This is a genomic window from Methylobacterium sp. J-067, from assembly GCF_022829465.1.
Lineage (GTDB): Bacteria > Pseudomonadota > Alphaproteobacteria > Rhizobiales > Beijerinckiaceae > Methylobacterium > Methylobacterium litchii.
In genome coordinates, this window is sequence record NZ_JAKSXZ010000146.1 from 427,945 (window position 1) to 450,909 (window position 22,965).

Consider the following 22,965-nt stretch of genomic DNA (forward strand, 5'->3'; position numbering starts at 1 on the left):
CGGTCAGGCCGGCTGAACGGGCCCTGAGCGCTAGCGGTCGTTCTCGGTCGTCAGGTTGCCGAGGCGCGTGCCCTCGTCGACGCCCTGCGCCTCGCCGAGGCTCACCCCCGGCAGGGGCGATTCGGTGAAGACGATGCCGGCGGCGGTCAGCGCGCTGCGCAGCACCTCGATCTGCCCCGAGGGCGAATCACCGTAGCCGTTCTCGAAACTGGTCACGAGAGAGGCCTCGCAGCCCGCCTTCTCCGCGAGCTTCGCCTCGGACCAGCCGAGCAGCCCGCGCGCCGCCCGCGACTGCGCCGGGCTCATCGCCAGGGGCACCGCGCCGCTCTGGACGCCTTCGTCGGATCCCGTCACGCCAACCCTCCCGTCACTGCGTCCACAACGGCGTGCGCACGGCAACGTTTCCCTGCGGCGCCCGCCATGATCATAATTGTGCTGAAATTCGCCGCCATGGACGCCGACGCCGGAACCGCCGGGGGGCGGGGGCCGGACGGCTAATCCGCGCGAACGCGCGACTGAAGGGGCAGAACGATGAGAGCGGTGCTGATCGCCACGCTGGCCTGTACCGTGACGGCCGCGAGCGTGTTCGTGACGAGCGAGGCGCAGGCGCAGATGGGCGGTCCGTCCACAGGCTACGGCAAGGGCTATCGCCGCCCCGGCGGCGAGGAGGGCAAGAAGCCCCAATACGTGCCGGGTGCCAAGGCGCAGGAAAAGAACTTCCCCCTCGATTCCACCTGGACGGCGGTGAGCCTGAACGGCAAGCCCTTCGGCGGCGCCGACCGGCCGAGCTTCATCGTGGACAAGCAGTACCGCGCCCGCGGCTACGGCGGCTGCAACACCTTCGCGGCCACCGCCTTCCCACTCAAGGAGCAGCACATCGCGGTGGGACCCCTCGCCCTCACCAAGAAGTCCTGCGACAAGTCCCTGGCCGCCACCGAGCAGGCGTTCTTCGTCGCCCTGCGCACGGCAGCCGCCTGGGACCTCGTCGGCTCGCAGCTGGTGCTGAAGAGCCCGAACGGCGAGCTGAAGTTCGACCGCGCCCTGTAAGAATCTGTTCATGACGATCCGTGAAAGCCGCCCCGGTTGAGGCGGCTTTCAGGGCTTCCGGTATTCTCTCTTCCCGCGACAGGGAGGTGGCGTATGCCGGTCGGATCGGGTGCAGGACGAGGCGATGCGGCCGGGCGTGCCCCGGCTCCGGTGAGCGCCGCCGGACCCCGCGGCTTCAACCCCCTCGCCCTGTGGATCGCCGCCGCCTCGCCGCTGGCCGCGACCCTGCTCCTCCTCTCGCGGCTGGCTGCCTGATCCGGCCGTCCGCCACCCGGTGACCGCCATCCCCGACGCCGATCCGAAGCCCGCCGCCCGCCGGCGCGGCGCCCCTCTGCTGCTCGGGCTGCTGCCGCCCCTGGTGCTCGGCCTCCTGTGGGAAGGGGGCGTCGCGGCGGGCCTGTTCTCCGGCCGCCTGCTGCCGCCGCCGAGCCGGATCGGGGCGACCCTCTGGGGCCTCGCCGCCTCGGGCGACCTCGCCATCCATGTCGAGGCGACGCTGACCCGCGTCGGCCTCGGCTTCGCCTTCGGGGCGCTCGCGGGCATCCTGGCTGGGGCCCTGGTCGCCACCCTGCCCCGCCTGCGTGCCCTCATCGATCCGAGCCTGCAGGCGCTCCGCGCCGTGCCCTCCCTCGCCTGGGTGCCGCTGTTCATCCTGTGGTTCGGCATCCTGGAGACGCCGAAGGTGCTGCTGATCGCGGTGGGCGTGTTCTTCCCGGTCTATGTCGGGGTGGCGGGGGCCATCGCCTCGGTGGACCGCAAGCTCGTGGAGGTCGGCCGCGTGTTCCGCCTGTCGAAGGCGGCGCAGGTCCGGCGGATCCTGCTCCCGGCCGTGCTGCCGGCCACCCTCACCGCCCTGCGGACGGGGCTGGGCCTCGGCTTCCTGTTCGTGGTGGCGGCGGAACTGATGGGTGCGTCCGAGGGCCTGGGCTACCTGCTGGTGGACGGCCAGCAATTCGGCAAGCCGGACCAGATCCTGGCCGCGATCATCGCCTTCGCCGTGGTCGGCAAGCTCGCCGACGCGCTCCTCGTCGGCCTCACCGCACCGCTGGTGCGCTGGCAGGATACGGCGCGCGATTCGCTCTGATCAGCGCTCGCGGCGCTCGCCGGGGGCGTCCGCACCGCCATCGTCGCGGTGCTCGTCCCGCGCCGGGCGGGGCATGGGCGATTCGACCGGCGGGAACAGCCGCGCCAGCCCGGCGGCGACGCCGTAGAGGACGGGATCGGCATTCGGGCCGTCGAGCGGCGGGTGGAGATCACTCTTCAGCATTGTCTTGGTCCGGCCTTCGCAACGGATGGCGATTACCGGCCTTCACACCATTGACGGTCAGCGCAGGTTCAATGCGGCACGCGCGACTTTGTTGCAGGACGCTCCAACTTTTTCCTACGGAAGAATTATTTTCCTTCACCTGGCGGCGCGGCATGGCACCCGTGAGGGGAAAAAGCTCAGCCGCGGCGGCGGAGGATCACCGCATCCGGCGGGACCGGCAGGGGGCAGGCGGCGGGCCGCACAGTCATGATCACCGCGCTCCGGCACTGGGCCCGGCAGCCCTGCGCGGCCTCGATCTGATCGCGCCCGCAGCCTTCGGCGAAGCAGAGCCGGCCCAGATCCTCGCAGGTCGCGAGGAAGCGGCCGAGGGGCGCCGGGCGCAGCAGGTCGGCCGCCGGGGCGGGCGCGGCGGCGAACAGGCCCAAGAGACCGACAGCGAGCTTCCAACGTGTCATCGCGCCCTCCGGGGACCCACTTAGCATTGGCAGGCCGGACTCACCTGTGCCATTCCCGCGACAGGGAGCGGGGACCGGGAACGGCCCCGAGACAATCGGAGCGCGGCGTGCTCGCCATCGGCGACCTGACCAAGACCTATGCCGACGGCACGCGGGCGCTGGAGGGCATCGCGCTCACCGTGCCGGCGGGGGAGATCCTGGCCCTGGTCGGCGGCTCCGGCTGCGGCAAGACCACCCTGCTCCGCCTGATCGCGGGCCTCGACCGGCCGAGCGCGGGGGCGATCACCCTCGACGGAGAAACCATCGCCGGCCCCCATCCCGGCGTCGGGCTGGTGTTCCAGGAGCCGCGTTTGCTGCCCTGGCTCGATGTCGCCGCCAATGTCGGCTTCGGCCTGTCCGCCCTGAAGCGCGGCGAGCGCCGGGCGCGGGTGATGCACGCCCTGGAGCGGGTCGGCCTCGCGGACCATGCCGGGCGCTGGCCCCGCGACCTCTCGGGCGGCCAGCAGCAGCGGGTCTCCATCGCCCGCGCCTTCGTGGCCGAGCCGCGGGTCCTGCTCCTCGACGAGCCGTTCTCGGCGCTCGACGCCTTCACCCGCAAGGATCTGCACGGGCATCTCCTCGCCCTGTGGGAGGAGCACCGGCCGACGGTCGTGCTCGTCACGCACGATGTCGGCGAGGCGGTGGCGCTGGCCGACCGGGCCGTGGTGATGCGCCCGCGCCCCGGACGCCTCGACGAGACGATCCGCATCGGCCTGCCGCGCCCGCGCGATCCGGCCTCGCCGCAGAGCGAGGCCTCGGTGCGGGCGATCCTCGCCGCCCTCGACCGCTCGCTGAAACCCACGCCGGCCCGCGCCGACGCCGCCCCCACCAACGCCAACTGGTGGTAGCCCCCCCCGACCGGAGAGACGCCATGCCCCTCTACGCCCTCGACGCGCACGTGCCCCAGCTTGCCGACCCGGACCGCACCTGGATCGCGCCGGACGCGGCGGTGATCGGGCAGGTGCATCTCGGGGTCGATGTGGGGATCTGGTTCGGGGCGAGCCTGCGGGGCGACAACGAGCCGATCCGCATCGGCGACCGCAGCAACGTGCAGGAGGGCGTGGTGATGCACGTCGATCCGGGCTTCCCGCTGACCCTCGGCGAGGACGTCACGGTGGGCCACGGGGCCATCGTCCACGGCTGCACGATCGGCGACGGCACGCTCATCGGCATGGGCGCGACGGTCCTGAACGGGGCGAAAATCGGGAAGGGCTGCCTCGTGGGCGCCAACGCGCTGGTCACCGAGGGGAAGGAGTTCCCGGACAACAGCCTGATCGTCGGCGCGCCGGCCAGGGCGATCCGGGTGCTGGACGAGGCGGCGGTCGAAGCCCTGCGGGAGTCCGCGCGGCGCTACGTCGAGAACGGGCAGCGGTACAAGACGGGGCTGCGGCGGGTGGATTGAGCGGGGCACTCAGCCCTCCCCCCTCTGCGGGGGAGGGAGAGTTGGCCTCAGTTCACCTTACCCTTGACCACCTCGTAGATCTCTTCGGTCAGCGGCCCGGCCTCGGCCAGGATGCCTTCGAGTTCGTCCAGGCGCTCCTTCGCGAACTCGCGATCCTCGAGGCCCTTGGCGTTGACGTAGACGTTGAGCGCGGCGCTGCGCAGGCCCGCATAGGCCGAGAGCACCGCGACGCCCGCGTCCGACACGACGTTCAGGTTGCCCTTCTCCGCCGTGATCTTGGCGAGGTCGATCACCGCCCGGCAGGCCCGGCAGCAGGAGAGCGGCACGTCGCACGCCTCCTTCAGCGCCGCCTGGATCCGCTCGGAGCGGGTCGCCTTCTCCTCGTCGGTGCCCTTCGGCAGGCCATAAGCCCCCATCACCGCGTCGAAGGCGGCGACGTCCTGGGCGATCATGCCGGTGAGGCCGACGCGCAGGCCCTCGGAGCGGGCCAGCACGTCCTTCAGCTCCGCCTCGACCTCGACGTACTTCTTCTTGCCGATGGTCAGGTTGCACACCATCGAGACCAGGGCCGCGCCCATGGCCCCGGAGATGGCCGCCGCCCCGCCGCCGCCGGGGGTGGGGGCGGCGCTGGCGAGTTCCGTCAGGAACGTCTCGATCGAGTCGGACTCGGGCCGGGTCTTGTCGCCCATCACGCCATCTCCTTGGCGAGCGCGTAGATCTCCTCGGCGTCGAACATCGTGTCGGTGCTCTCGAAGAGCTTGCCGATGCAGGCGCGGTGCAGCTTGAGCTTCAGGCCGCCGATGCCGAGTGCGCCGAACGCGCTCTTGCCGTGTCGCTCCTTGCCCTTGTCCATGGCGTCGAGACCGCCGATGCCCGTCGGGGGCTGGGCGTTGTAATCGGCCAGGAACTCCACCGCCGGATCCTGGCTCCAGGCCGATTCAGGCAGCAGCTCGACGCCGATGGCGCCGGCCGAGAAGATCAGGTTCTTGCCCTTGGCCAGCGCGATCCGGGACGCCTCGTCCGGCGTCGCCGCCGCCTGGACGCTCACCTTGAAGCGTGTGTTGATGGCATCCGCCGCGGCCTGCGTCTTGTCGAGGCTGCGGCCGGCGATGGTCACCTGCGCGCCCTCGCCCGCCAGGAGCGCGGCCGAGCGCATGCCGACCGGGCCGGTGCCGGCGAGCACGACGGCGGTCTTGCCCTGCAGCGAGCCGGCGGCCTTGGCCACCAGCGCGACGCCGGCGGCGGCCGTCGTGTTCGAGCCGTTCGAATCGAGCATGCAGGAGACGCGGAACGGGCCGAAGAAGCGCTTCTTCACCGCCGCGAACACCGCCTCGCCCTCGGCCATGGAGCCGCCGCCGACGAAGATCGCGGTCGACTTCTTCTCCGAGCCGCCCCGGGTGTAGATCGTCCCGTCGACATAGGCGCCGACATTGTCCGGCGTGACGTTGCCGTAGCCGGTGATGTGATCGGCCCCGCCATCGTAGCCCACCACCACGTCGAAGACGCTCGGGGCGGAATCGGTGTCGAACTGGAACAGCAGCTTTTTCATGGGCTCGTAAGTCCTGCTTTCAAATCAGGTCAATGTACCGATCCGCTCACCGTCTTTGCGAGCGGAGCGAAGCAATCCAGGGCAGCGCCACATCCGGAGACGTCCCGCCGCCCTGGATCGCTTCACTGCGTTCGCGATGACGGGGGGGTGAGGCGAAACCTACCCCTCGACCACGTTCTGCGGCTTGCCGGCGACGAACGCCTCGACGTTGTCGACGAGCTGGTCGGCTAGGATCTGCATCGCCTCCTTGCTCGCCCAGGCGACGTGCGGGGTGACGATCAAGTTCGGCAGGTCGGCGTCGCAGAGGATGTTGCCGTCGCGCGGCGGCTCCTGCGCCACCACGTCGAAGCCGGCGCCCGCGATGGTGCCGTCCTTGAGGGCTTCCAGCAGCGCCGCCTCGTCCACCAGACCGCCACGGGCGGTGTTGATGAGGATGGCGTTCTTCTTCATCCGCTTCAGTTCGGCGGCGCCGATCAGGCCCTTCGTCTCCGGCGTAAGCGGGACGTGCAGGGTGATGACGTCGGACTGGGTGAGCACCGTCTCGAAGTCGGACAGGCCCTCCTGCGGGAAGGTGTCGTAGGCCAGGACCTTCATGCCCAGGGCCTCGGCCCGCTTGGCGATGGACTTGCCCAGCGCCCCGTAGCCGACGATGCCGAGCGTCGAGCCGGCGATGTCGTAGATCGGGTAGTCGAAGTAGCAGAACTGGCGAGACTTCGCCCAATCGCCCCGCTTCACCGAATTGGCGTAGGGTACGATGGCCCGGCGCAGGGCGAACATCAGGCCGACCACGTGCTCGGGCACGGTGTTGAAGGCGTAGTTGCGGATGTTGACGACGGTGATGCCCTGGGCCTTCGCCTGGGCCTTGTCGACCACGTCCGTACCGGTGGCGGCCACCGCGATGAGCTTGAGGTCCGGGAGCTGCTTCAGCACCTCGGCGCGCATCGGCACCTTGTTGATGAGGGCGATGTCGGCGCCCTGCAGGCGGGCGACCGTGTCCTCCGGCGTCCAGGTCGATTCGTGCTCGACATACTCATGCTCGAAGCTGAACGGCTTCAGCGTCGCATCGAGCGATTCCCGGTCGAGGAACACGATTTTCTTCGCCATGGGTCGTCGGCTCCCTCTCCGGCGGCCGGGCGGCGGCCGGCTCTGTCTGGATTGTCATTCTTATTGGCGTCCGGCGGAGGGGGCGAGCCCTCCGCCGGCCACGGATCACGCCTTGTGCAGCGGATTCTCGCGGAGGTAGCTCGACGCGGCGGCGACGCCCGAGCCGGGGGTGAGCTTCATGCCGCAATCGATCATCGCCATCTCCGCGCCCGCGATGGCGCCGAGCAGCGACAGCTCGTTGAGGTCGCCCAGGTGGCCGATGCGGAACACCTTGCCCGCGACCTTGGACAGGCCGGCGCCGAGGGAGAGGTTGTAGCGGTCGTACGCGTGGATGATGATCTTGGCGGCGTCCACACCCTCCGGCACGACGATGGCCGTGACGGTGTTGGAGTTCCACTTCGGCTCCTTGGCGCAGGGCTTCAGGCCCCAGGCCGCCACCGCCTGGCGGGTCGCCTCACCCAGCACCGCGTGACGGTGGTAGATGTTCTCCATTCCCTCCTCCTTCATCGTGGCCAGCGCCTCGCGCAGGCCGTAGAGGAGCGGCAGGGCCGGAGTATAGGGGAAGTAACCGCCCTTGTTGGCGTTGAGCTGGTCGGACCACGCGAAGTAGACGTGGCCGAGCCGGTCGTTGGCGCCGCCCTGGCCGCCCTCGGCGACCTTCAGCGCCTTCTGGCTGACGCAGAGCAGGCCGAGGCCCGCCGGCAGCATGAAGCCCTTCTGCGAGCCCGCCACCGCGCAATCGACCTTCCACTCGTCCATCTTGAACGGCAGCGAGCCGATGGAGGAGATGCCGTCCACGAAGAGCAGCGCCGGGTGGCCGGCGGCGTCCATCGCCTTGCGCACCGCGCCGACGTCGCTCGTGACGCCCGTGGCCGTCTCGTTGTGGACGATCATCACCGCCTTGATGGCGTGGTCCTTGTCGGCGCGCAGGGCCTCGCCGATCTTCTCGGGGTCGGCGCCGGTGCCCCATTCCTCGTCCTGGACGATCACGTCGAGGCCGAGGCGCTGGGCCATGTCCACCCAGAGGTGGCTGAACTGGCCGAAGCGGGCCGCGATCACCTTGTCACCCCGGCAGAGGGTGTTGGTCAGCGCCGATTCCCAGATGCCGGTGCCCGAGGACGGGTACAGCAGGATGGTGCCCTCGGTCGTGCCGTAGACCATCTTGGCGTCCTGGAAGAGCGGCTTGGCGAGCTCGGGGAAGCTCGGCGAGCGGTGATCCTCGGACTGCACCGACATCGCCCGGATCACCCGGTCGGGAATCGTGGTCGGACCGGGGATGAAGAGGTGGTTGCGACCGGGGCGCCGGGTTGCGGCCATGATGTCTCCTCCGAATTGGTTTCGCGCACGGGATCGGGCCCGAGGCGGGATGTGTCGCGCTCGTCGGGGTGTCGGGCTTCGGGGAATGCCGGGCGGGTCCGCCCGCTCTCGCGGCCGGCGCCCACCCTGGACCCTGGGCGCTGCGGAGCGGCAGGCGGCTCGTGCCGCTCGCGTCGCGGCGCGCCGTAATCCCGCGCCGGTCGCCTCCGATGTGCCGTCCTATCCTCGCGGCGCCGGATCTCGCGCCGCATTCCCTTCCGCGCTGGCCCCACCGGCGGCCCGGCCGGGGCCGTCGGATCGCATGTATTATGGGATGGTGAGGCCCCAAAGCAAAACCGATAAATCTTCGGAGGGGCGCCAAAAAAATTTGGCGTGCAGTGCAACCTCTCGCCTTGAAGGTTGAGTGCACCTTCTCTCGACAGTTGCTCCGGCCCGACCAACCGGCATCGTCATCAAAACGAGACGTAATCGCGCTCTGGATCCCAGCACTTGTCGCGGGGAGACCGAAGAGTGGCAGAGGACGACGACAGGCCGATCCGCGTCCGCACCCTGTTCCTGTCCGATCTGCACCTCGGCACCAGGGGGTGCCAGGCGGGGATGCTGCTCGGCTTCCTGAGGGACTACGACGCGGACACCATCTACCTCGTCGGCGACATCGTCGACGGCTGGCAATTGCGCTCCGGGTGGTACTGGCCCCAGGCGCACAACGACGTGGTGCAGAAGCTCCTGCGCAAGGTCCGCAAGGGGACGCATGTCGTCTACCTGCCGGGCAACCACGACGAGTTCCTGCGCGACTATGTCGGCACAACCTTCGGTGGCATCGAGATCGCCGACACGGCGCTCCACGATTCGCCCGACGGCCGCCGCTACCTCGTCATCCACGGCGATCAGTTCGACATGGTGATGCGCCACCAGCGCTGGCTCGCCCATCTCGGCGACGGCGCCTACACGCTCGCCCTGTGGTTGAACACGCTCATCAACCGTTTCCGCCGCCGGCTCGGCCTGTCCTACTGGTCGCTTTCGGCCTGGGCCAAGCTGAAGGTGAAGAACGCCGTCAGCTTCATCGGCAAGTTCGAGGAGATCCTGGCCGAGGAGGCGCGCCGCCGGGGCGCCCAGGGGGTGATCTGCGGCCACATCCACCACGCGGCCGACCGCGCCATCGGCGACCTGCGCTACCTCAACACGGGGGATTGGGTGGAATCCTGCACCGGCATCGTCGAGCATTACGACGGCCGGATCGAAGTGATCCATTATCCCTCGCTCCTGCGCGCCAAGGAGGCCGAGGCGCAGGCGCAGGCCGAGACGCAGCAGGCGCTGCCGCCGGGACGGAGAGCGGTCGCTTGAGGCTGCTGATCGCCAGCGACGCATGGCACCCGCAGGTGAACGGCGTGGTGCGCTCCCTGGAGCAGATGGTGCGGCGCGCCCCCGCTCACGGCTTCCAGGCCTCGGTGCTGAGCCCCTCCGAATTCCCCTCGATGCCCCTGCCGGGCTATTCCGAGATCCGCCTCGCCTGCCCGGTGCCGGGTCGCCTCGCCGCCCGCTGGGACGAGGCGGCACCGACCCATGTCCACATCGCCACCGAGGGGCCGGTGGGGTTCGCGGTCCGCCGCCGCTGCCTCGCGCAGAGGCTGCCCTTCACCACGAGCTACCACACCCGCTTTCCCGAATACCTCGCCGCCCGCGCCCCCGTGCCGGAGGCGTGGTCCTACGCCTATCTGCGCCGCTTCCACGGGGCCGCGAACGGCACGATGGTGAGCACGGGAAGCCTGCAGTCCGAGCTGGAATCGCGGGGCTTCGGGCGGATCATGCGCTGGACGCGGGGGGTCGACACCGACCTGTTCCGGCCCGCCGCGCCGGGGACCCCGGAGCCTGCCGACCTCGCCGGCCTGCCCCGGCCGTTCTTCCTGTTCGTCGGGCGGCTCGCCATCGAGAAGAACGTCGCCGCCTTCCTCGCCCTCGACCTGCCCGGCACCAAGGTGGTGGTGGGTGACGGGCCGGACCGGGCGCGGCTGCAGGGCCTCGCCCCGGAGGCGCGCTTCCTCGGCACCCGGACGGGGGCCGACCTCGCGGCCGTCTACGCCGCCTGCGACGCCTTCGTCTTCCCGAGCCTCACCGACACGTTCGGCATCGTGCTTCTCGAAGCCCTGGCCTGCGGCCTGCCGGTGGCGGCCTTCCCTGTTCCCGGGCCCCTCGACGTGATCGGCACGAGTGCGGTCGGCGTGCTGGACGACGACCTCCGCGCAGCCTGCCTGCGGGCGCTCACGCTCTCCCGCGCCGCCTGCCGCGACGAGGCCCTGCGCCGGGGCTGGGACGAGAGCGCCCGGCAATTCTACGGGAACATCCTCCTCGCCCGGCGCCTCGCCGAGCCGCAGGCGGCGTGACGCGGACGCCCGCAGATGCCAGGAGGGCGCCATGCCGCCCTTCGACCCCGATCTCGCCGCCCGCTACCCCATCGTCATCGGCTGCGACGAGGTCGGACGGGGGGCGCTGAGCGGCCCGGTGGTGGTCGCCGCCGTGTGGTTCGAGCCGGCCTCCCTCCCGCGTGATCTCCTCGCGGCCCTGGACGACAGCAAGAAGTTGCCCGAGCCGGCGCGGAACCGTCTCGCGCCGCTGATCCGCCGGCACGGGCGCGTCGCCCTGGCGGCGGGCTCGCCCGCGCTCATCGACCGGATCAACATCCGCGCAGCCACCCTCGACGCCATGGCGCGGGCGGTGACGAAGCTCGGGATCGACGCCCCCGTCTATGTCGATGGGCGGGATGCGCTGCCGGGCTTCGCGGGGAAGGCCCTGGTGGGGGGCGAGCGGCTGGTGCCGCAGATCGCCGCCGCCTCCATCGTGGCGAAGGTGATGCGCGATGCCTTCATGCGGCGCCTCGCCCGGGCGCATCCCGGCTATGGCTGGGAGCGCAACGTCGGCTACGGCACCGCCCTCCACCGCGCCGGCCTCGCCACCCTCGGCCGCAGCGCACACCACCGGATGAGCTTCACCCGCGGGTTCAGAACAGACTGAGCTGCGCCCCCGGCGCCCGGAAATCCGCGCGGTTTAGGGCCATGCGCCCGAACGCGAACCCGAGCCTCTTGCCTGCGAGCCGCACTCGCTGGCCCACCATCTCGGCATAGGGCCCCTCTCCCCGGAAGCGGTGGCCGAAGCGCGAATCGTTCTCCTGGCCGCCGCGCGACTGGCGCAGCAGGGCGAAGGCCCGCTCCTTCCGCTCGGGGTAATGCGCCGCGAACCAATCGGCCACGAGGTCCTTCACCTCCCCCGGAAGGCGCAGCAGCGCGTGGCCGATCCGGCTGGCCCCATGGGCGCGGGCGGCCTCCAGCACCGCTTCGATCTCATGGTCGGTGAGGCCGGGGACGATCGGCGAGACGTTGACCATCACCGGCACCCCCGCCTCCGACAGGGCCCGCATGGCCGCGAGCCGCTTCTCCGGGCGCGGCGCGCGGGGGTCGAGGCGCCGGGACAGGGCGGGATCGAGGGTCGGCAGCGAGATCGCGACGAGGGCGAGATTCCGCGATGCCATCCGCGCCAGCAGGTCGAGGTCGCGCAGGATCAGGTCCGATTTCGTCGTGACGCCCACCGGATGGCGGGCCTCGTCCAGCACCTCCAGCACGGCGCGGGTCAGGCGCTGCTCCCGCTCGATGGGCTGGTACGGGTCCGTCGCGGTGCCCAGCGCGATGGTCTCCGGCCGGTAGCCCGGGGCCGCCAGTTCCCGGCGCAGCAGTGCCGCCGCGTCGGGCTTGGTGAACAGCCGCGATTCGAAATCGAGCCCCGGCGAGAGCCCGAGATAGGCATGGGTCGGCCGCGCGTAGCAGTAGATGCAGCCGTGCTCGCAGCCCCGATACGGGTTGATCGAGCGATCGAAGGGGATGTCCGGCGAGGTGTTGCGGGCGATGATCGACGACGAGCGCTCGGGCCGGACCTCCGTCCGCAGGGGCGACGGGGCCTCAGGCTCCCAGCCGTCGTCGAACGCCTCCCGCCGGGCGGGCTCGAAGCGGCCGGCGGGATTCGCCGTGGCGCCGCGCCCCCGCCGGCCCTCCGGCGGTGGGGTGCTCCCCGGCAAGCGCAGGGCGGGCGACGGGTCGTGGCGCATGGGGCTCGCTCCTCGTCAGGAACGTAACACGAACATACCGATTGGTCTGCCGAAAATGCGGGCAAAACGAAACACTTGAGCCGTCCAGAGCGGGAGGGGCGTTGTCCCGCGTGGAGAATCGGGTATGCGCGCCGCATGCTCTCCGCCGTGACCCTCCTCGACGATCCGGCCGATCCGGATGCGATCGACCGGCTGGCCGACACCCTCAGTGCGCTCGTGTCGGGCGTGGCGGGCGGCCTCGTGGGCGATGCGATCATCGTCGTACCGCGGGAGGCGCCGGGGGTGGAGACCGTCGCGGAGGCGACCGGCGCGGTCCTCGTCATCCATGACGGCGGGGCGCCCTTCGCGGCGGGGGCGGCGCACGCCCGGCGCGACTGGATCCTGTGCCTGGAGGCCGGCGACGTGCCGGCCGAGGGCTGGATCCGCACCCTCGACCGTTTCGTGGGCATGGCCAAGCCCGACATCGGCATCGGCCGCCTTCACCGCGCCGCGCCGCTGCGCACCCGCCTCCTCGCCCGCATCGAGGGCGTGGTCGGCGCGCGCGGCGTCCGGGCCGGGGACGTGGTGCGGAAGGAGGACCTTCTCGGTCGCTCTGGACGCAGCGGGCGGCTGCGCATCCGCACCCTTAACGGGCGAATCGACCGGTCCTGAGCAACAACCACGACGGTGCGAAAGCTCATCCCATGTAATTGTGGGATGCATCCCTGGCGGAACGGCCGGAAACTTGCTCAGTTGCCGGCAATGATAAGCCGCCGCCTTGGCGGAGCCGCTGTGGGACATTGCCGATGGATAGCTCCGGCCTGATGGCGCGCAAGTCCGTCGAGGACATCGTCTCGGGTGGGGAAGCGGAGGCGCAGAGCCTGTCGCGCACCCTCGGGCCGTTCTCCATCATGGCTATGGGGATCGGCGCCATCATCGGCGCGGGTATCTTCGTGCTGACCGGCACCGCCGCTGCGCAATATGCGGGCCCGGGCATCATGCTGTCCTTCGTGCTCGGCGGCATCGCCTGCGCCTTCGTCGGCCTGTGCTACTCCGAGATGGCCGCCCTGATCCCCGTGGCGGGGTCGAGCTACACCTACACCTACGCGACGCTGGGCGAGTTCTTCGCGTGGCTGATCGGCTGGGACCTGATCCTCGAATACGCGATGGGCGCGGCGACGGTGGCGGTTGGCTGGTCGGGCTACGTCACGAGCATCCTCAAGGATGTCGGGATCGTCATCCCGGCCCAGATCGCCCACGCGCCGGGCACCGCCATCGAGGGCGGCGGCACCGCCCTGTTCAACCTGCCCGCCGTGCTGATCGTGGCGGTGCTGACCCTGCTCCTGATGCGCGGCACCAAGGAATCCGCGCGGCTCAACAACATCATGGTGGCGGTGAAGCTCGTAGTCGTCCTCGCCTTCATCGGGCTGGGCTGGCGCTACACCAACTCGGCCAACTGGAGCCCGCTGATCCCGCCGAACGACGGCACGTTCGGCCAGTACGGCTACAGCGGCATCCTGCGTGGCGCGGGCGTCGTGTTCTTCGCCTTCATCGGCTTCGACGCGGTCTCGACGGCGGCGCAGGAGGCTAAGCGCCCGCAGAAGGACATGCCCATCGGCATCCTCGGCTCGCTGGCGGTGTGCACGATCCTCTACGTGCTGGTGGCGGCGGTGCTCACCGGCCTCGTCCCCTATAAGGACCTGAACGTGCCGGACCCGATCGCCAAGGGCGTGGACGTGATTGGCATCGGCTGGTTCGGGGCGCTCATCAAGCTCGGCGCGCTCACCGGGCTCACCACGGTGATCCTCGTGCTGCTCTACGGCCAGAGCCGGATCTTCTACACGATGGCCTCGGACGGGCTGCTGCCGAAGCTGTTCTCCCACGTCCACCCGACCTACCAGACGCCCTACCGCAGCCAGGCCTTGATCGGCACCTGCGTCGCCCTGGTGGCGGCGCTCGTGCCGATCAACATCCTCGGCGAGATGGTGAGCATCGGGACGCTGGCCGCCTTCTGCCTCGTCTGCGGGGCGGTGATCCACCTGCGCCGCACCGAGAAGCGGATGAAACGCCCGTTCCGCGTCCCCGCCGTGCCGCTGGTGCCGATCCTCGGCATCCTATTCTGCCTGCTGCTGATGGCGGGCCTGCCCCTCGACACGTGGCTGCGCCTCTTCATCTGGATGGCGATCGGCCTCGTGATCTACTTCTTCTACGGCCGCCGCCACTCCGTGCTGCGCAAGCGCAACGGGACGACGGCCTAGCCCGCCCCCCGCCGCAGGTGCTCGTCGAGGCGGGGCATGATCTCGACGAAGTTGCAGGGGCGGTGGCGGTAATCGAGCTGCTGGCCGAGGATGCCGTCCCAGGCGTCCCGGCAGGCACCGGGTGAGCCCGGCAGCACGAAGACGTAGGTCGATTTCGCCACGCCCGCGGTCGCGCGTGACTGCAGGGTCGAGGTGCCGATCTTGTCGTAGGAGATGCGGTGGAACACCGCCGAGAAGCCGTCCATGCGCTTCTCGAACAGGGGCTCCAGGGCCTCCGGCGTCACGTCGCGGCCGGTGAAGCCGGTGCCGCCCGTGGTCAGCACCACATCGACGGTCGGGTCGGCGAGCCACGCCTCCACCTGCGCTCGGATCCGCGCCACCTCGTCGGGGACGATGGCGCGGCCGGCGAGGCGGTGCCCCGCCTCGGTCAACCGCCCGACCAGGGTGTCGCCCGAGCGGTCGTCCTCGGGCTTGCGCGTGTCGGAGACGGTCAGCACCGCGATCCCCAGGGGGATGAAACGGCGGGCTTCGGAAATATCGGCCATCGGTCAGGGCTCTCCCGGTCGTGACGGGAGATATGGGACGGACCCGAACGAAGGGTTAGGCCGCGCGTCGTCGCGCGGCCGCTCCGGCGGCCGGCACCGCCACCGGCTCGGGCAGGCCCGTCGCCCGCAGGATGCCCTCCGCCCCCGCCAGGGCGCCCTCGCGCAGCTCCAGCCCGAGAAAGCGGTCGCGCTCGAACGGGCCGGGCATGGCGAGGCCGGTGGCGAGATCGCCGCGGAAGCCGAACCGGGCATAGTAGGGCGCATCGCCCATGAGCAGGATCGCCCCGTGGCCCAGCGCCTCGGCCCGGCCGATGGCCGCCTGCATCATCACCGAGCCGAGCCCCTGGCCCTGCACCGCCGGATCGACGGCGAGCGGCCCGAGCAGCAGCGCGGCCCGGTCCGGCCCGGCCTCGACGTGCCACAGGCGCAGGGTGCCGACGAGCTGGCCCCGGCGCATCGCCGCGAAGGCGAGACCGCGCGCGGGCAGACGCCCCTCGCGCAGGCGCTCGGAGGTCTTGGCACGGCGGTGGCCGGGAAAGCAGACGTCGAGCAGGCGCTCGCGCGCCGGGACGTCGTGGGGGAATTCCGTGCGGATCTCGATCACAGGCATGCCCTCCCAGGGCGGACCCAGGTGACAGAACAGGAGTGCGGACGGACGAATCCCTCCGCGCGTGCAGGGCGAGGGCGCCCTGCTAGATCACGATCTGCTCCAACGGCGGGAAGCCGTTGAAGGCGACGGCCGCATAAGTCGTGGTGTAGGCGCCCGTTCCCTCGATCAACACCTTGTCACCGATCGAGAGGGAGACCGGCAGCGGGTAGTGCTGCCGCTCGTAGAGCACGTCCACCGAATCGCAGGTCGGGCCCGCGATCACGCAGGGCTCGGTCCGCTCGCCGTCGTGGCGGGTGCGAATCGGGTAGCGGATCGCCTCGTCCATCGTCTCGGCGAGGCCGCCGAACTTGCCGATGTCGAGGTAGACCCATCGGACCTCATCCTCGTCCGCGGACTTCTTCGAGACGAGCACAACCTCGGCCTCGATCATCCCGGCATTGCCGACCATGCCACGACCCGGCTCGATGATCGTCTCCGGGATGCGGTTGCCGAAATGCTTGGTGAGCGCGCGGAAGATCGCGTCGCCGTAGCTCTCCACGCCCGGGACGGCCTTCAGGTACTGGGTCGGGAAGCCGCCGCCCAGGTTGACCATCGACAGGAAGATGCCCCGCTCGGCGCACTCGCGGAAGATCGCGGCGGCCGAGGCCAGGGCCCCGTCCCACGCCTCGGTGTTGCCCTGCTGCGAGCCGACGTGGAACGACACGCCGTAGGCGGCGAGGCCCTGGCGGTGCGCGTGCTCCAGTACGTCGGTCGCCATCTCCGGCACGCAGCCGAACTTGCGGGAGAGCGGCCAGTCGGCGCCCGCGCCGTCGCACAGGATGCGGCAGAACACCTGCACCGCGCCCGCCTCGAGGCCGGCGGCAGCGGCGGCACGGGCGATCTTCTCGACCTCGGCCTCGCAATCCACCGCGAACAAACGGATGCCGTGCGCCAGGGCGCGGCCGATGCAGCGCTCCTTCTTGATGGTGTTACCGAACGAGATGCGCTCCGGCGTGGCGCCGGCGGCGAGCACCATCTCGATCTCGGCGACCGAAGCGGTGTCGAAGCAGGAGCCCATCTCGGCGAGCAGGCGCAGCACCTCCGGCGCCGGGTTCGCCTTCACGGCGTAGAACACCCGCGTGTCCGGGAGGGAGCGGGCGAAGGCGGTGTAGTTCTCGCGCACGACATCGAGGTCGAGCACCATCACGGGGCCCTCGTCGCGGCCGAGGTCGCGGCGCGCGCGCAGGAAGTCGCGGATCCGGTCGGTCATGGTAGGCTCCCATCCACGTCTCGAGAGCGCCCTCTGCCGGGGCGCCATGTCGAAATCAGGCGACCTCGCGGCCGCCGGCGTCAGGGGGCGATGCGTCGCGCGGTGCGGCGTGCTTTGGAGACACGTCGATCCGAGCGGGCGCAGAGCACCCGGAAGCTGCCGTGGATTGGAAGGGAGAATCCCCACCGCACGCCGGGCAAAGAGAAACAAGCCTCTTCGGTGCCAACCTTTGGAGGGTCAGCGAGACCAAAAAAGCCCGTTCGTCGTTGCTTTAAGCTGCGTCCCCCGTGGAGAGCGGGGTTCGCCGGTTTCGCCTCCGGCTGCCGGTTGTTGTCGGGGTCCGGTGTTGCCACCTGGATTGCCGGAAGCGGGGGATCCACCCCCACGACCATCGATCCTAAGACCCCTGGCGGCTGTCCGGCAGTTGACCGGATACCCACCAACCGACACGCGGCCACAGGCACGTGCGAAATTGGGCAGGGCGGACATAAGGGCTGACGACCCCGACGGCAAGACCGAATTGTGCCCCATCCCCAAAATGCAACCCGCCGGGCCGTTGGTGTTGCAGCGGCGCCGCATCCGGGGCATCTCCCACCGGCACAGGGATCCGACGGACGGGCGATGGCAGGGCCGAGAGTGACGCAATCGACCGCAGCGCGGGCCGCCGCGTGAACGCTCCCCTCCGCGAGATGCCGCCAGCCCGGCCGGAACCCGATCTGCGCCCGGCCACCCTCGGCGACCTCGACGCGCTGGTCGCCCTGGAACACGCCGCCTTCGCCACCGACCGGGCGGAGCGGCGGGCGATCCGCCACGCGATCCGCTCGCCCACCATGGACGTCCTGGTGGCGCTCCTGGACGGGGACGTGCTCGTCGGCGCAGCGGTGCTGGAGCGCCGCCGGGCGAGCCGCATCGCCCGCCTCGCCTCCATCGCCGTGGCGCCGAACCGGGGCGGGCTCGGCCTCGGCGGCCACCTCCTCGACGCGGCGGAGGAGACCGCCCGCGCCCATGGCTGCGACCGCCTGCGCCTGGAGGTCCGCGCCGACAACGGCGCCGGCATCCGCCTCTACGAGCGGCGGGGCTACACGCGATTCGCGGTGCGGCCGGATTATTACGAGAACGGGATGGAGGCGTGGCGCTACGAGCGCCCCCTCTGAGGCCCGCCCCGAAGACGCCCGATTAGAGGATTCTTACGGGCGGCGGCGCTAGATCCTGGGCGCCGCCGCTCCGCACGGACCCGAACGCCTTGGCCGTCATCGCCGCCTTCATCATCAATGCGGGGCTGAACTTCGTCCTCGGCCTGCTGATCGCGCGGCTCCTCGGCCCGGCCGATTTCGGCCGCTTCGCCCTGGCGACGACGGGGGCCATCGTCCTCAACACCGTGCTGTTCGAGTGGCTGCGCCTCTCGGCCACGCGCTTCTATTCCGGCCGCGTGCGGGTGGACGAGCCGTGGATCCGCCACGGGCTCGACCGGGCCTATCTCCGCCTCGGGATTCTCCTCGCCGCCGCCGCCGCCCTCTGCGGCGCCCTCGGCTACGGCGAGGGCGCGGAGGCCCGCGAGGCGGTTCTCTGCGGCACCGGCCTCGCGGCCCTCGGCATCGGCGTGTTCGATTATCACGCCGCGCTTGCCCGCGCCCGGTTCGACGGCAAGCTCTATCTCGGCCTCGTCGCCGTGAAGAACGGTCTGGCCTTCGTGACGATGGCCGGCGCCGCGTGGTTCCTGCCGCAGCCGGCCTGGGTGCTCGCGGCGGCGGGGATCAGCCAGTTCCTGGCCGTGGTGCTGCTGCGGGGCTGGCTGCGCGATCCGGCGGCGACCTTCGAGCGGGCGCGGCTGTCGACGACCTGGGGCGTGTTCGCCCGCTACGGCCTGCCGCTGATCGCGGCGAACGCCGCCTACCAGCTCCTGTCCTTCGTGAACCGGGGCGCCGTGGCGAGCCATGCGGGCTTCGAGGAGGCCGGCTATTTCGCCCTCGCCGCCGACGTGACCTCGCGGGTGCTGACGACCCTCGGCATGGCCCTCGATCTGCTCCTCTTCCAGATCGCCGTCCACGCGGAGGAGCATCACGGCCGGGCGGCGGCGGAGGCGCAGGTGGCGCGCAACGCCGCGATGGTCTTCGCGATCCTGGCCCCCTGCGCCGTGGGATTCTGGGCGGTGCTGCCGGCCTTGCAGGCCCTCGTCGTGCCGGAGGCGTACCGGGGGCCGTTCGAGACCTACAGCCTCGCACTCCTCCCCGGCCTGTTCGCCTTTTCGATGATGCTCTACGCGGTGAGCCCCGGCGTCCAGATCCGCCGCCGGACGCTGCCGGTGATCGTCGCCGCCGTCATGGGCCTCGTCCTGAACGGGATCGGGCTCCTTGTCCTGCCCGGGGCCTTCGGGGGGCTCGGCGTCGCCTTGGCGCAATCGCTCGGCCTCACGGGCGCCGGCCTGTGGCTCGGCTGGCGGGTGCTCACCGGCCCGGATCGGCTGACCTTCCCCTGGGGGCAGATCGGCGGGGCGGCGCTCGCCTGCCTCGCCATGGGCCTCGCGCTGGCCCCCTTCCGCCACCTGCCGCCGGCCATGGCCCTTGCCGTGCTCGTGCCGGCGGGCATGGCGCTCTACGGCGCACTCGTGTGGGCCTTCGACATCGCCGGCCTGCGCGGGCAGGTCCTCGCGCGCCTGCGCCCCTCGCGGGCGGTGGCGGCGGAATGAGAAAGGGGCGCCTGCGGCGCCCCTTTCGAACCCGTTACTCGATGTCCTCGACCCCCTCGGCGCCGCCATAGACGCGCTGGGCCAGCGACGATTCCATGAAGGGGTCGATATGGCCGTCCAGCACCTCGTCCGGATCGGTGGACTGAGTGCCCGTGCGCAGGTCCTTCACCAGCTGATAGGGCTGCAGCACGTAGGAGCGGATCTGGTGGCCCCAGCCGATATCGGTCTTGGAGGCGGCCTCCGCATTGGCCTTCTCCTCGCGCTTCTTCAGCTCGGCCTCGTAGAGGCGGGCGCGCAGCATGTTCCAGGCGGTGGCCCGGTTCTTGTGCTGCGAGCGCTCCCGCTGGCACGCCACCACGATCCCGGTCGGGTTGTGGGTGATGCGCACCGCCGAGTCCGTCGTGTTCACGTGCTGGCCGCCCGCGCCGGAGGAGCGGTAGGTATCGATCCGGCAGTCGGATTCCTTGATCTCGATCTCGATCCGGTCGTCGATCACCGGATAGACCCAGACGCTGGCGAAGCTGGTGTGCCGCCGGGCGTTGGAATCGTAGGGCGAGATCCGCACCAGACGGTGCACGCCGGATTCGGTCTTGAGCCAGCCGTAGGCGTTGTGGCCCTTGATCAGGAGCGTGGCGCCCTTGATCCCGGCCTCTTCGCCGTCGGTCATCTCGACCACGTCGACCTTGAACTTCCGCCGCTCGGCCCAGCGGGCGTACATGCGCTGGAGCATGTTGGCCCAATCCTGGCTCTCGGTGCCGCCCGCGCCGGCATGGACCTCGACATAGGTGTCGAACCCGTCCGCCTCGCCGGAGAGCAGGGTCTCGACCTGCCGGCTCGCGGCCTCCTTCTCGACGGCGATGATCTGCTGCTCGCCCTCGGTGATGGAGGCGGAATCGCCCTCCATCTCGCCGAGTTCGATCAGCGTCGCCGCGTCCTCGAGGTCGCGTTCGAGCTTGCGGATGGCCTGGACGGATTCATCGAGCTGCTGGCGCTCGCGCATCACCGCCTGGGCGGCCTCGGCGTCGTTCCACAGGTCGGGATCCTCGGAACGGGCGTTCAGCTCCGCGAGGCGTTTGTCGACTGTATCCCAGTCAAAGATGCCTCCTCAGCAGTCCTATAGACTGCTTGGCGGCATCCGAGGCTTGCTCGATCTCGGCGCGCATCTGGTGTTTCGAAGTGAGGTGTCAGGGCCGGGGTGATACCGGCCGCATCCGGCGGTGTAAATGGGCGAGGACGGCCCCGGGTCACTCCCCCGGCGGCGCCCATTGGTGGAACACCGTGCTGTCGAAGGCGAAGACCGGCTCGTCGCGCTGGTTCATCCCGGTGTTGCGGGCGAAGATCAGCCCCCAGCCGGGGCGCGAGGCCGAGGCGCGCTTGTCCGTGACCTTCGTGGCGAAGCGGATCGTGTCGCCCGCGTAGACCGGCCGGATCCAGCGCATGTTGCGGAAGCCGGGGGACGGCCCCGATTCCGGCACGGGCCCGCGCTCGGCCGTGAAGGCGACGTCGCGGGCGCGGGTGGTGAGCAGGCGGTTCATGTAGGCCGCCGCCGTGTGCCAGCCCGAGGCGCAGAGCCCCCCGAAATGCGTCTGCCGCGCCGCCGCGTCGTCGAGGTGGAAGGCCTGCGGATCGTAGGCCCGCGCGAAGGCGATGATCGCGTCCGCGTCGAAGCTGGCGGCCCCGAGGTCCCGCGTCGCGCCGATGGCGAGGTCGCGCAGGTAGGGGACGGGCTCGGCGTCGTTGGGCTCCGCGACCGGGGACGGCGTGCCGACCGTGACCGGGCGCGGCGGCAGGGGCTGCGTGCCGCGCCGCGCGAGCATGAAGGTGAAGCGTTGCGTCATCACCGTCTCGTCCCGCCCGTTCGCGAGGGCGAGCAGGGCGTTGACGAAGCCGAGGCCCGGCTTGGTGGCGCTGTCACGCAGGCCGGTGATCGTCAGGCTCACCCGCAGCGTGTCGCCCGGCAGGACCGGGGCGAGCCAGCGCAGTTCGTCGATGCCCGGCGCCCCGAGGGATGAGCCGCCCTGGAACGGCCCCTGCTGCAGGAGCCGCATCCCCAGCGCCGCCGTGTGCCAGCCCGAAGCGATGAGCCGGCCGGCGAAGGTCTGTTCCGCCGCCGCCTCGTCCAGGTGGAAGGGCTGGAAGTCGAAGGCCCTGGCGAAGGCGACGATGTCCTCGCGGCTCACCGTCATCGGTTCGCCGGTCAGCACATCGCCGACGGAATAATCCTCGAAGGCCAGTTCGGGCATTCGACCCCGGACGTTGATCAGTTGGCGAAGCGGAAATGCAGCACGTCACCGTCCTGCACGACGTATTCCTTACCTTCAAGCCTGAGCTTGCCGGCATCGCGCGCGCCGGCCTCGCCGTTGAGGCTGGTGTAATCTTTGAACGCGATGGTCTCGGCGCGGATGAAGCCCTTCTCGAAATCCGAGTGGATCACGCCCGCCGCGCCCGGCGCGCGGGTGCCCTTGGTGATCGTCCAGGCGCGGGCCTCCTTCGGGCCGACCGTGAAGTAGGTCACAAGGCCGAGGAGGTCGTAGCCGGCGCGGATCACCCGGTTCAGGCCGGGCTCGGCGAGCCCCACGGCTTCGAGGAAGTCGGCCTGATCGGCCTGCGGCATCACCGCGATCTCGCTCTCGATCTTGGCCGAGACCACGACGGCCACGGCGCCCTCGGCCTTGGCGCGGGCGAAGACGGTCGCCGAATGGGCGTTGCCCTGGTCGGCATCGCCCTCGTCCACGTTGCAGACATAGAGGACCGGCTTGGCGGTCATCAGGCCGAGTTGCTGGAACAGCTTCTCTTCCTCGGGCTTGCGCTCCACGAGGCGGGCGGGCTTGCCGTCGCGCAGCAGCGGCAGGGCGCGGTTCACGAGGTCGAGGAACTCCTTGGCCTCCTTGTCGGAGCCCTTGGCCTTCTTCTCCAGGGCGACGGCGCGGCGCTCCAGGCTGTCGAGGTCGGCGAGCATCAGCTCGGTCTCGATGGTCTCGATGTCGGCGGCCGGATCGACCTTGCCCTCGACGTGGGTGACGTCCCCGTCCTCGAAGCAGCGCACCACGTGGGCGATGGCATCGACCTCGCGGATGTTGGCGAGGAACTGGTTGCCGAGGCCCTCGCCCTTCGAGGCGCCGCGCACGAGGCCGGCGATGTCCACGAAGGTCAGGCGGGTCGGGACGATCTCCTTCGAGGAGGCGATCCGGGCGAGGTCATCCAGGCGCGGATCCGGCACCGCCACCTCGCCGACGTTGGGCTCGATAGTGCAGAACGGATAGTTCGCCGCCTGCGCCGCCGCCGTCTGCGTCAGCGCGTTGAAGAGGGTCGACTTGCCGACGTTCGGCAGGCCGACGATGCCGCATTTGAAGCCCATGACGTGT

At 70.6% G+C, this 22,965-nt stretch carries 26 protein-coding genes; 12 read left to right on the plus strand and 14 right to left on the minus strand.

What is annotated here, in order from left to right; genetic code table 11:
- Positions 1 to 30: 30 nt before the first annotated feature.
- Positions 31 to 354, minus strand: coding sequence for a multiprotein-bridging factor 1 family protein (locus MKK52_RS25495; RefSeq protein WP_243959270.1), 324 nt, complete (start codon positions 352 to 354; stop codon positions 31 to 33).
- A 177-nt stretch (positions 355 to 531) separates the two neighbouring features.
- Here MKK52_RS25495 and MKK52_RS25500 point away from each other — a divergent pair, with 177 nt between their 5' ends.
- The 3 genes from MKK52_RS25500 (at position 532) to MKK52_RS25510 (ending at position 2,131) form a co-directional block, all read left to right on the plus strand.
- Complete coding sequence (locus tag MKK52_RS25500; RefSeq protein WP_243959272.1) at positions 532 to 1,047, plus strand: META domain-containing protein; 516 nt, start codon at positions 532 to 534, stop codon at positions 1,045 to 1,047.
- Positions 1,048 to 1,140: 93 nt separating this feature from the next.
- The gene (locus tag MKK52_RS25505) at positions 1,141 to 1,302 is read left to right on the plus strand and encodes a hypothetical protein (RefSeq protein ID WP_243959275.1); all 162 of its coding nucleotides are present in this window, start codon (positions 1,141 to 1,143) and stop codon (positions 1,300 to 1,302) included.
- Between the two features lie 28 nt (positions 1,303 to 1,330).
- On the plus strand, positions 1,331 to 2,131 hold the full coding sequence (locus MKK52_RS25510) for an ABC transporter permease (RefSeq protein WP_243959760.1): 801 nt from the start codon (positions 1,331 to 1,333) through the stop codon (positions 2,129 to 2,131).
- Here the strand turns inward: MKK52_RS25510 and MKK52_RS25515 are convergent, their stop codons facing one another.
- Together MKK52_RS25515 and MKK52_RS25520 are read right to left on the minus strand one after the other, a co-directional pair.
- Positions 2,132 to 2,314, minus strand: a complete 183-nt coding sequence (locus MKK52_RS25515; protein ID WP_243959277.1) for a hypothetical protein — start codon at positions 2,312 to 2,314, stop codon at positions 2,132 to 2,134.
- 176 nt (positions 2,315 to 2,490) lie between these two features.
- A complete protein-coding gene (locus MKK52_RS25520) occupies positions 2,491 to 2,769 on the minus strand; it encodes a hypothetical protein (RefSeq protein ID WP_243959279.1) in 279 nt (92 codons plus the stop codon).
- Positions 2,770 to 2,876: 107 nt separating this feature from the next.
- On the opposite strand from MKK52_RS25520, the gene MKK52_RS25525 reads away from it, so the two are divergent.
- Together MKK52_RS25525 and MKK52_RS25530 are read left to right on the plus strand one after the other, a co-directional pair.
- Entirely contained in the window at positions 2,877 to 3,656 is a 780-nt protein-coding gene (locus MKK52_RS25525) for an ABC transporter ATP-binding protein (RefSeq protein WP_243959280.1), read from the plus strand.
- A gap of 23 nt (positions 3,657 to 3,679) precedes the next feature.
- Positions 3,680 to 4,210: a gamma carbonic anhydrase family protein gene (locus tag MKK52_RS25530; protein WP_243959282.1), complete on the plus strand. Its 531-nt coding sequence runs from the start codon at positions 3,680 to 3,682 to the stop codon at positions 4,208 to 4,210.
- Between the two features lie 47 nt (positions 4,211 to 4,257).
- On the opposite strand, the gene fchA is transcribed toward MKK52_RS25530, so the two are convergent.
- From fchA to MKK52_RS25550, 4 genes are all read right to left on the minus strand, one after another.
- Positions 4,258 to 4,899, minus strand: a complete 642-nt coding sequence (gene fchA / locus MKK52_RS25535; RefSeq protein ID WP_243959284.1) for a methenyltetrahydrofolate cyclohydrolase — start codon at positions 4,897 to 4,899, stop codon at positions 4,258 to 4,260.
- Complete coding sequence (locus MKK52_RS25540) at positions 4,899 to 5,759, minus strand: NADP-dependent methylenetetrahydromethanopterin/methylenetetrahydrofolate dehydrogenase (RefSeq protein WP_243959285.1); 861 nt, start codon at positions 5,757 to 5,759, stop codon at positions 4,899 to 4,901. Before MKK52_RS25540 ends, fchA begins: the two co-directional genes overlap by 1 nt.
- Positions 5,760 to 5,918: 159 nt before the next feature.
- Positions 5,919 to 6,863, minus strand: coding sequence for a D-2-hydroxyacid dehydrogenase (locus MKK52_RS25545; RefSeq protein ID WP_243959287.1), 945 nt, complete (start codon positions 6,861 to 6,863; stop codon positions 5,919 to 5,921).
- Positions 6,864 to 6,968: 105 nt separating this feature from the next.
- Positions 6,969 to 8,180, minus strand: coding sequence for an aminotransferase class V-fold PLP-dependent enzyme (locus MKK52_RS25550; RefSeq protein ID WP_243959289.1), 1,212 nt, complete (start codon positions 8,178 to 8,180; stop codon positions 6,969 to 6,971).
- A gap of 510 nt (positions 8,181 to 8,690) precedes the next feature.
- On the opposite strand from MKK52_RS25550, the gene MKK52_RS25555 reads away from it, so the two are divergent.
- From MKK52_RS25555 to MKK52_RS25565, 3 genes are read left to right on the plus strand one after another with little or no spacing between them, the layout of a single operon-like run.
- Complete coding sequence (locus MKK52_RS25555; protein WP_243959291.1) at positions 8,691 to 9,524, plus strand: UDP-2,3-diacylglucosamine diphosphatase; 834 nt, start codon at positions 8,691 to 8,693, stop codon at positions 9,522 to 9,524.
- Positions 9,521 to 10,561 carry a glycosyltransferase family 4 protein gene (locus tag MKK52_RS25560; RefSeq protein WP_243959293.1) on the plus strand — a complete coding sequence of 347 codons (1,041 nt, stop codon included), beginning with the start codon at positions 9,521 to 9,523 and terminating at the stop codon, positions 10,559 to 10,561. Before MKK52_RS25555 ends, MKK52_RS25560 begins: the two co-directional genes overlap by 4 nt.
- 31 nt (positions 10,562 to 10,592) lie before the next feature.
- A complete protein-coding gene (locus MKK52_RS25565; RefSeq protein ID WP_243959295.1) occupies positions 10,593 to 11,189 on the plus strand; it encodes a ribonuclease HII in 597 nt (198 codons plus the stop codon).
- Here the strand turns inward: MKK52_RS25565 and MKK52_RS25570 are convergent.
- Positions 11,176 to 12,273 (minus strand): PA0069 family radical SAM protein, encoded by a 1,098-nt coding sequence (locus tag MKK52_RS25570; RefSeq protein ID WP_243959298.1) that lies wholly within the window; start codon positions 12,271 to 12,273, stop codon positions 11,176 to 11,178. The two genes, MKK52_RS25565 and MKK52_RS25570, sit on opposite strands and share 14 nt — an antisense overlap.
- A gap of 135 nt (positions 12,274 to 12,408) precedes the next feature.
- Here MKK52_RS25570 and MKK52_RS25575 point away from each other — a divergent pair, with 135 nt between their 5' ends.
- Together MKK52_RS25575 and MKK52_RS25580 are read left to right on the plus strand one after the other, a co-directional pair.
- On the plus strand, positions 12,409 to 12,924 hold the full coding sequence (locus MKK52_RS25575) for a hypothetical protein (RefSeq protein ID WP_243959300.1): 516 nt from the start codon (positions 12,409 to 12,411) through the stop codon (positions 12,922 to 12,924).
- A 134-nt stretch (positions 12,925 to 13,058) separates the two neighbouring features.
- Positions 13,059 to 14,510: an amino acid permease gene (locus MKK52_RS25580; RefSeq protein ID WP_243959302.1), complete on the plus strand. Its 1,452-nt coding sequence runs from the start codon at positions 13,059 to 13,061 to the stop codon at positions 14,508 to 14,510.
- Here MKK52_RS25580 and moaB read toward each other — a convergent pair.
- The 3 genes from moaB to MKK52_RS25595 form a co-directional block, all read right to left on the minus strand.
- The gene (moaB, locus tag MKK52_RS25585; protein ID WP_243959304.1) at positions 14,507 to 15,055 is read right to left on the minus strand and encodes a molybdenum cofactor biosynthesis protein B; all 549 of its coding nucleotides are present in this window, start codon (positions 15,053 to 15,055) and stop codon (positions 14,507 to 14,509) included. The genes MKK52_RS25580 and moaB overlap by 4 nt on opposite strands.
- 55 nt (positions 15,056 to 15,110) lie before the next feature.
- Positions 15,111 to 15,659, minus strand: a complete 549-nt coding sequence (locus tag MKK52_RS25590; protein ID WP_243959761.1) for a GNAT family N-acetyltransferase — start codon at positions 15,657 to 15,659, stop codon at positions 15,111 to 15,113.
- 88 nt (positions 15,660 to 15,747) lie between these two features.
- Entirely contained in the window at positions 15,748 to 16,914 is a 1,167-nt protein-coding gene (locus tag MKK52_RS25595; RefSeq protein WP_243959306.1) for a type III PLP-dependent enzyme, read from the minus strand.
- Positions 16,915 to 17,603: 689 nt separating this feature from the next.
- Between MKK52_RS25595 and MKK52_RS25600 the strand changes: the two genes are divergently transcribed.
- Both MKK52_RS25600 and MKK52_RS25605 read left to right on the plus strand, forming a co-directional pair.
- A complete protein-coding gene (locus MKK52_RS25600; protein ID WP_243959764.1) occupies positions 17,604 to 18,068 on the plus strand; it encodes a GNAT family N-acetyltransferase in 465 nt (154 codons plus the stop codon).
- Between the two features lie 89 nt (positions 18,069 to 18,157).
- Positions 18,158 to 19,600, plus strand: coding sequence for a lipopolysaccharide biosynthesis protein (locus MKK52_RS25605; protein ID WP_243959308.1), 1,443 nt, complete (start codon positions 18,158 to 18,160; stop codon positions 19,598 to 19,600).
- A gap of 34 nt (positions 19,601 to 19,634) precedes the next feature.
- Here MKK52_RS25605 and prfB read toward each other — a convergent pair.
- The 3 genes from prfB to ychF form a co-directional block, all read right to left on the minus strand.
- Positions 19,635 to 20,763 (minus strand): peptide chain release factor 2 gene (prfB, locus tag MKK52_RS25610; protein ID WP_243959310.1). Its coding sequence is split into 2 segments (ribosomal slippage): positions 19,635 to 20,693 and positions 20,695 to 20,763, totalling 1,128 coding nucleotides; the frame shifts between segments, so codons are not numbered across the junction.
- A gap of 81 nt (positions 20,764 to 20,844) precedes the next feature.
- Positions 20,845 to 21,843, minus strand: a complete 999-nt coding sequence (locus MKK52_RS25615) for a MaoC family dehydratase (protein WP_243959312.1) — start codon at positions 21,841 to 21,843, stop codon at positions 20,845 to 20,847.
- A 17-nt stretch (positions 21,844 to 21,860) separates the two neighbouring features.
- A complete protein-coding gene (gene ychF / locus MKK52_RS25620) occupies positions 21,861 to 22,958 on the minus strand; it encodes a redox-regulated ATPase YchF (protein ID WP_243959314.1) in 1,098 nt (365 codons plus the stop codon).
- Positions 22,959 to 22,965 lie beyond the last annotated feature (7 nt).

Bases quoted from the DNA above. Each gene is read 5' to 3' on its own strand.
- MKK52_RS25500 (WP_243959272.1), top strand. From the start codon at position 532: ATGAGAGCGGTGCTGATCGCCACGCTGGCCTGTACCGTGACGGCCGCG.
- MKK52_RS25505 (WP_243959275.1), top strand. From the start codon at position 1,141: ATGCCGGTCGGATCGGGTGCAGGACGAGGCGATGCGGCCGGGCGTGCC.
- MKK52_RS25515 (WP_243959277.1), bottom strand. From the start codon at position 2,314: ATGCTGAAGAGTGATCTCCACCCGCCGCTCGACGGCCCGAATGCCGAT.
- MKK52_RS25520 (WP_243959279.1), bottom strand. From the start codon at position 2,769: ATGACACGTTGGAAGCTCGCTGTCGGTCTCTTGGGCCTGTTCGCCGCC.
- MKK52_RS25530 (WP_243959282.1), top strand. From the start codon at position 3,680: ATGCCCCTCTACGCCCTCGACGCGCACGTGCCCCAGCTTGCCGACCCG.
- fchA (WP_243959284.1), bottom strand. From the start codon at position 4,899: ATGGGCGACAAGACCCGGCCCGAGTCCGACTCGATCGAGACGTTCCTG.
- MKK52_RS25540 (WP_243959285.1), bottom strand. From the start codon at position 5,759: ATGAAAAAGCTGCTGTTCCAGTTCGACACCGATTCCGCCCCGAGCGTC.
- MKK52_RS25545 (WP_243959287.1), bottom strand. From the start codon at position 6,863: ATGGCGAAGAAAATCGTGTTCCTCGACCGGGAATCGCTCGATGCGACG.
- MKK52_RS25550 (WP_243959289.1), bottom strand. From the start codon at position 8,180: ATGGCCGCAACCCGGCGCCCCGGTCGCAACCACCTCTTCATCCCCGGT.
- MKK52_RS25565 (WP_243959295.1), top strand. From the start codon at position 10,593: ATGCCGCCCTTCGACCCCGATCTCGCCGCCCGCTACCCCATCGTCATC.
- MKK52_RS25570 (WP_243959298.1), bottom strand. From the start codon at position 12,273: ATGCGCCACGACCCGTCGCCCGCCCTGCGCTTGCCGGGGAGCACCCCA.
- MKK52_RS25575 (WP_243959300.1), top strand. From the start codon at position 12,409: ATGCTCTCCGCCGTGACCCTCCTCGACGATCCGGCCGATCCGGATGCG.
- MKK52_RS25580 (WP_243959302.1), top strand. From the start codon at position 13,059: ATGGATAGCTCCGGCCTGATGGCGCGCAAGTCCGTCGAGGACATCGTC.
- moaB (WP_243959304.1), bottom strand. From the start codon at position 15,055: ATGGCCGATATTTCCGAAGCCCGCCGTTTCATCCCCCTGGGGATCGCG.
- MKK52_RS25595 (WP_243959306.1), bottom strand. From the start codon at position 16,914: ATGACCGACCGGATCCGCGACTTCCTGCGCGCGCGCCGCGACCTCGGC.
- MKK52_RS25600 (WP_243959764.1), top strand. From the start codon at position 17,604: ATGCCGCCAGCCCGGCCGGAACCCGATCTGCGCCCGGCCACCCTCGGC.
- MKK52_RS25615 (WP_243959312.1), bottom strand. From the start codon at position 21,843: ATGCCCGAACTGGCCTTCGAGGATTATTCCGTCGGCGATGTGCTGACC.
- ychF (WP_243959314.1), bottom strand. From the start codon at position 22,958: ATGGGCTTCAAATGCGGCATCGTCGGCCTGCCGAACGTCGGCAAGTCG.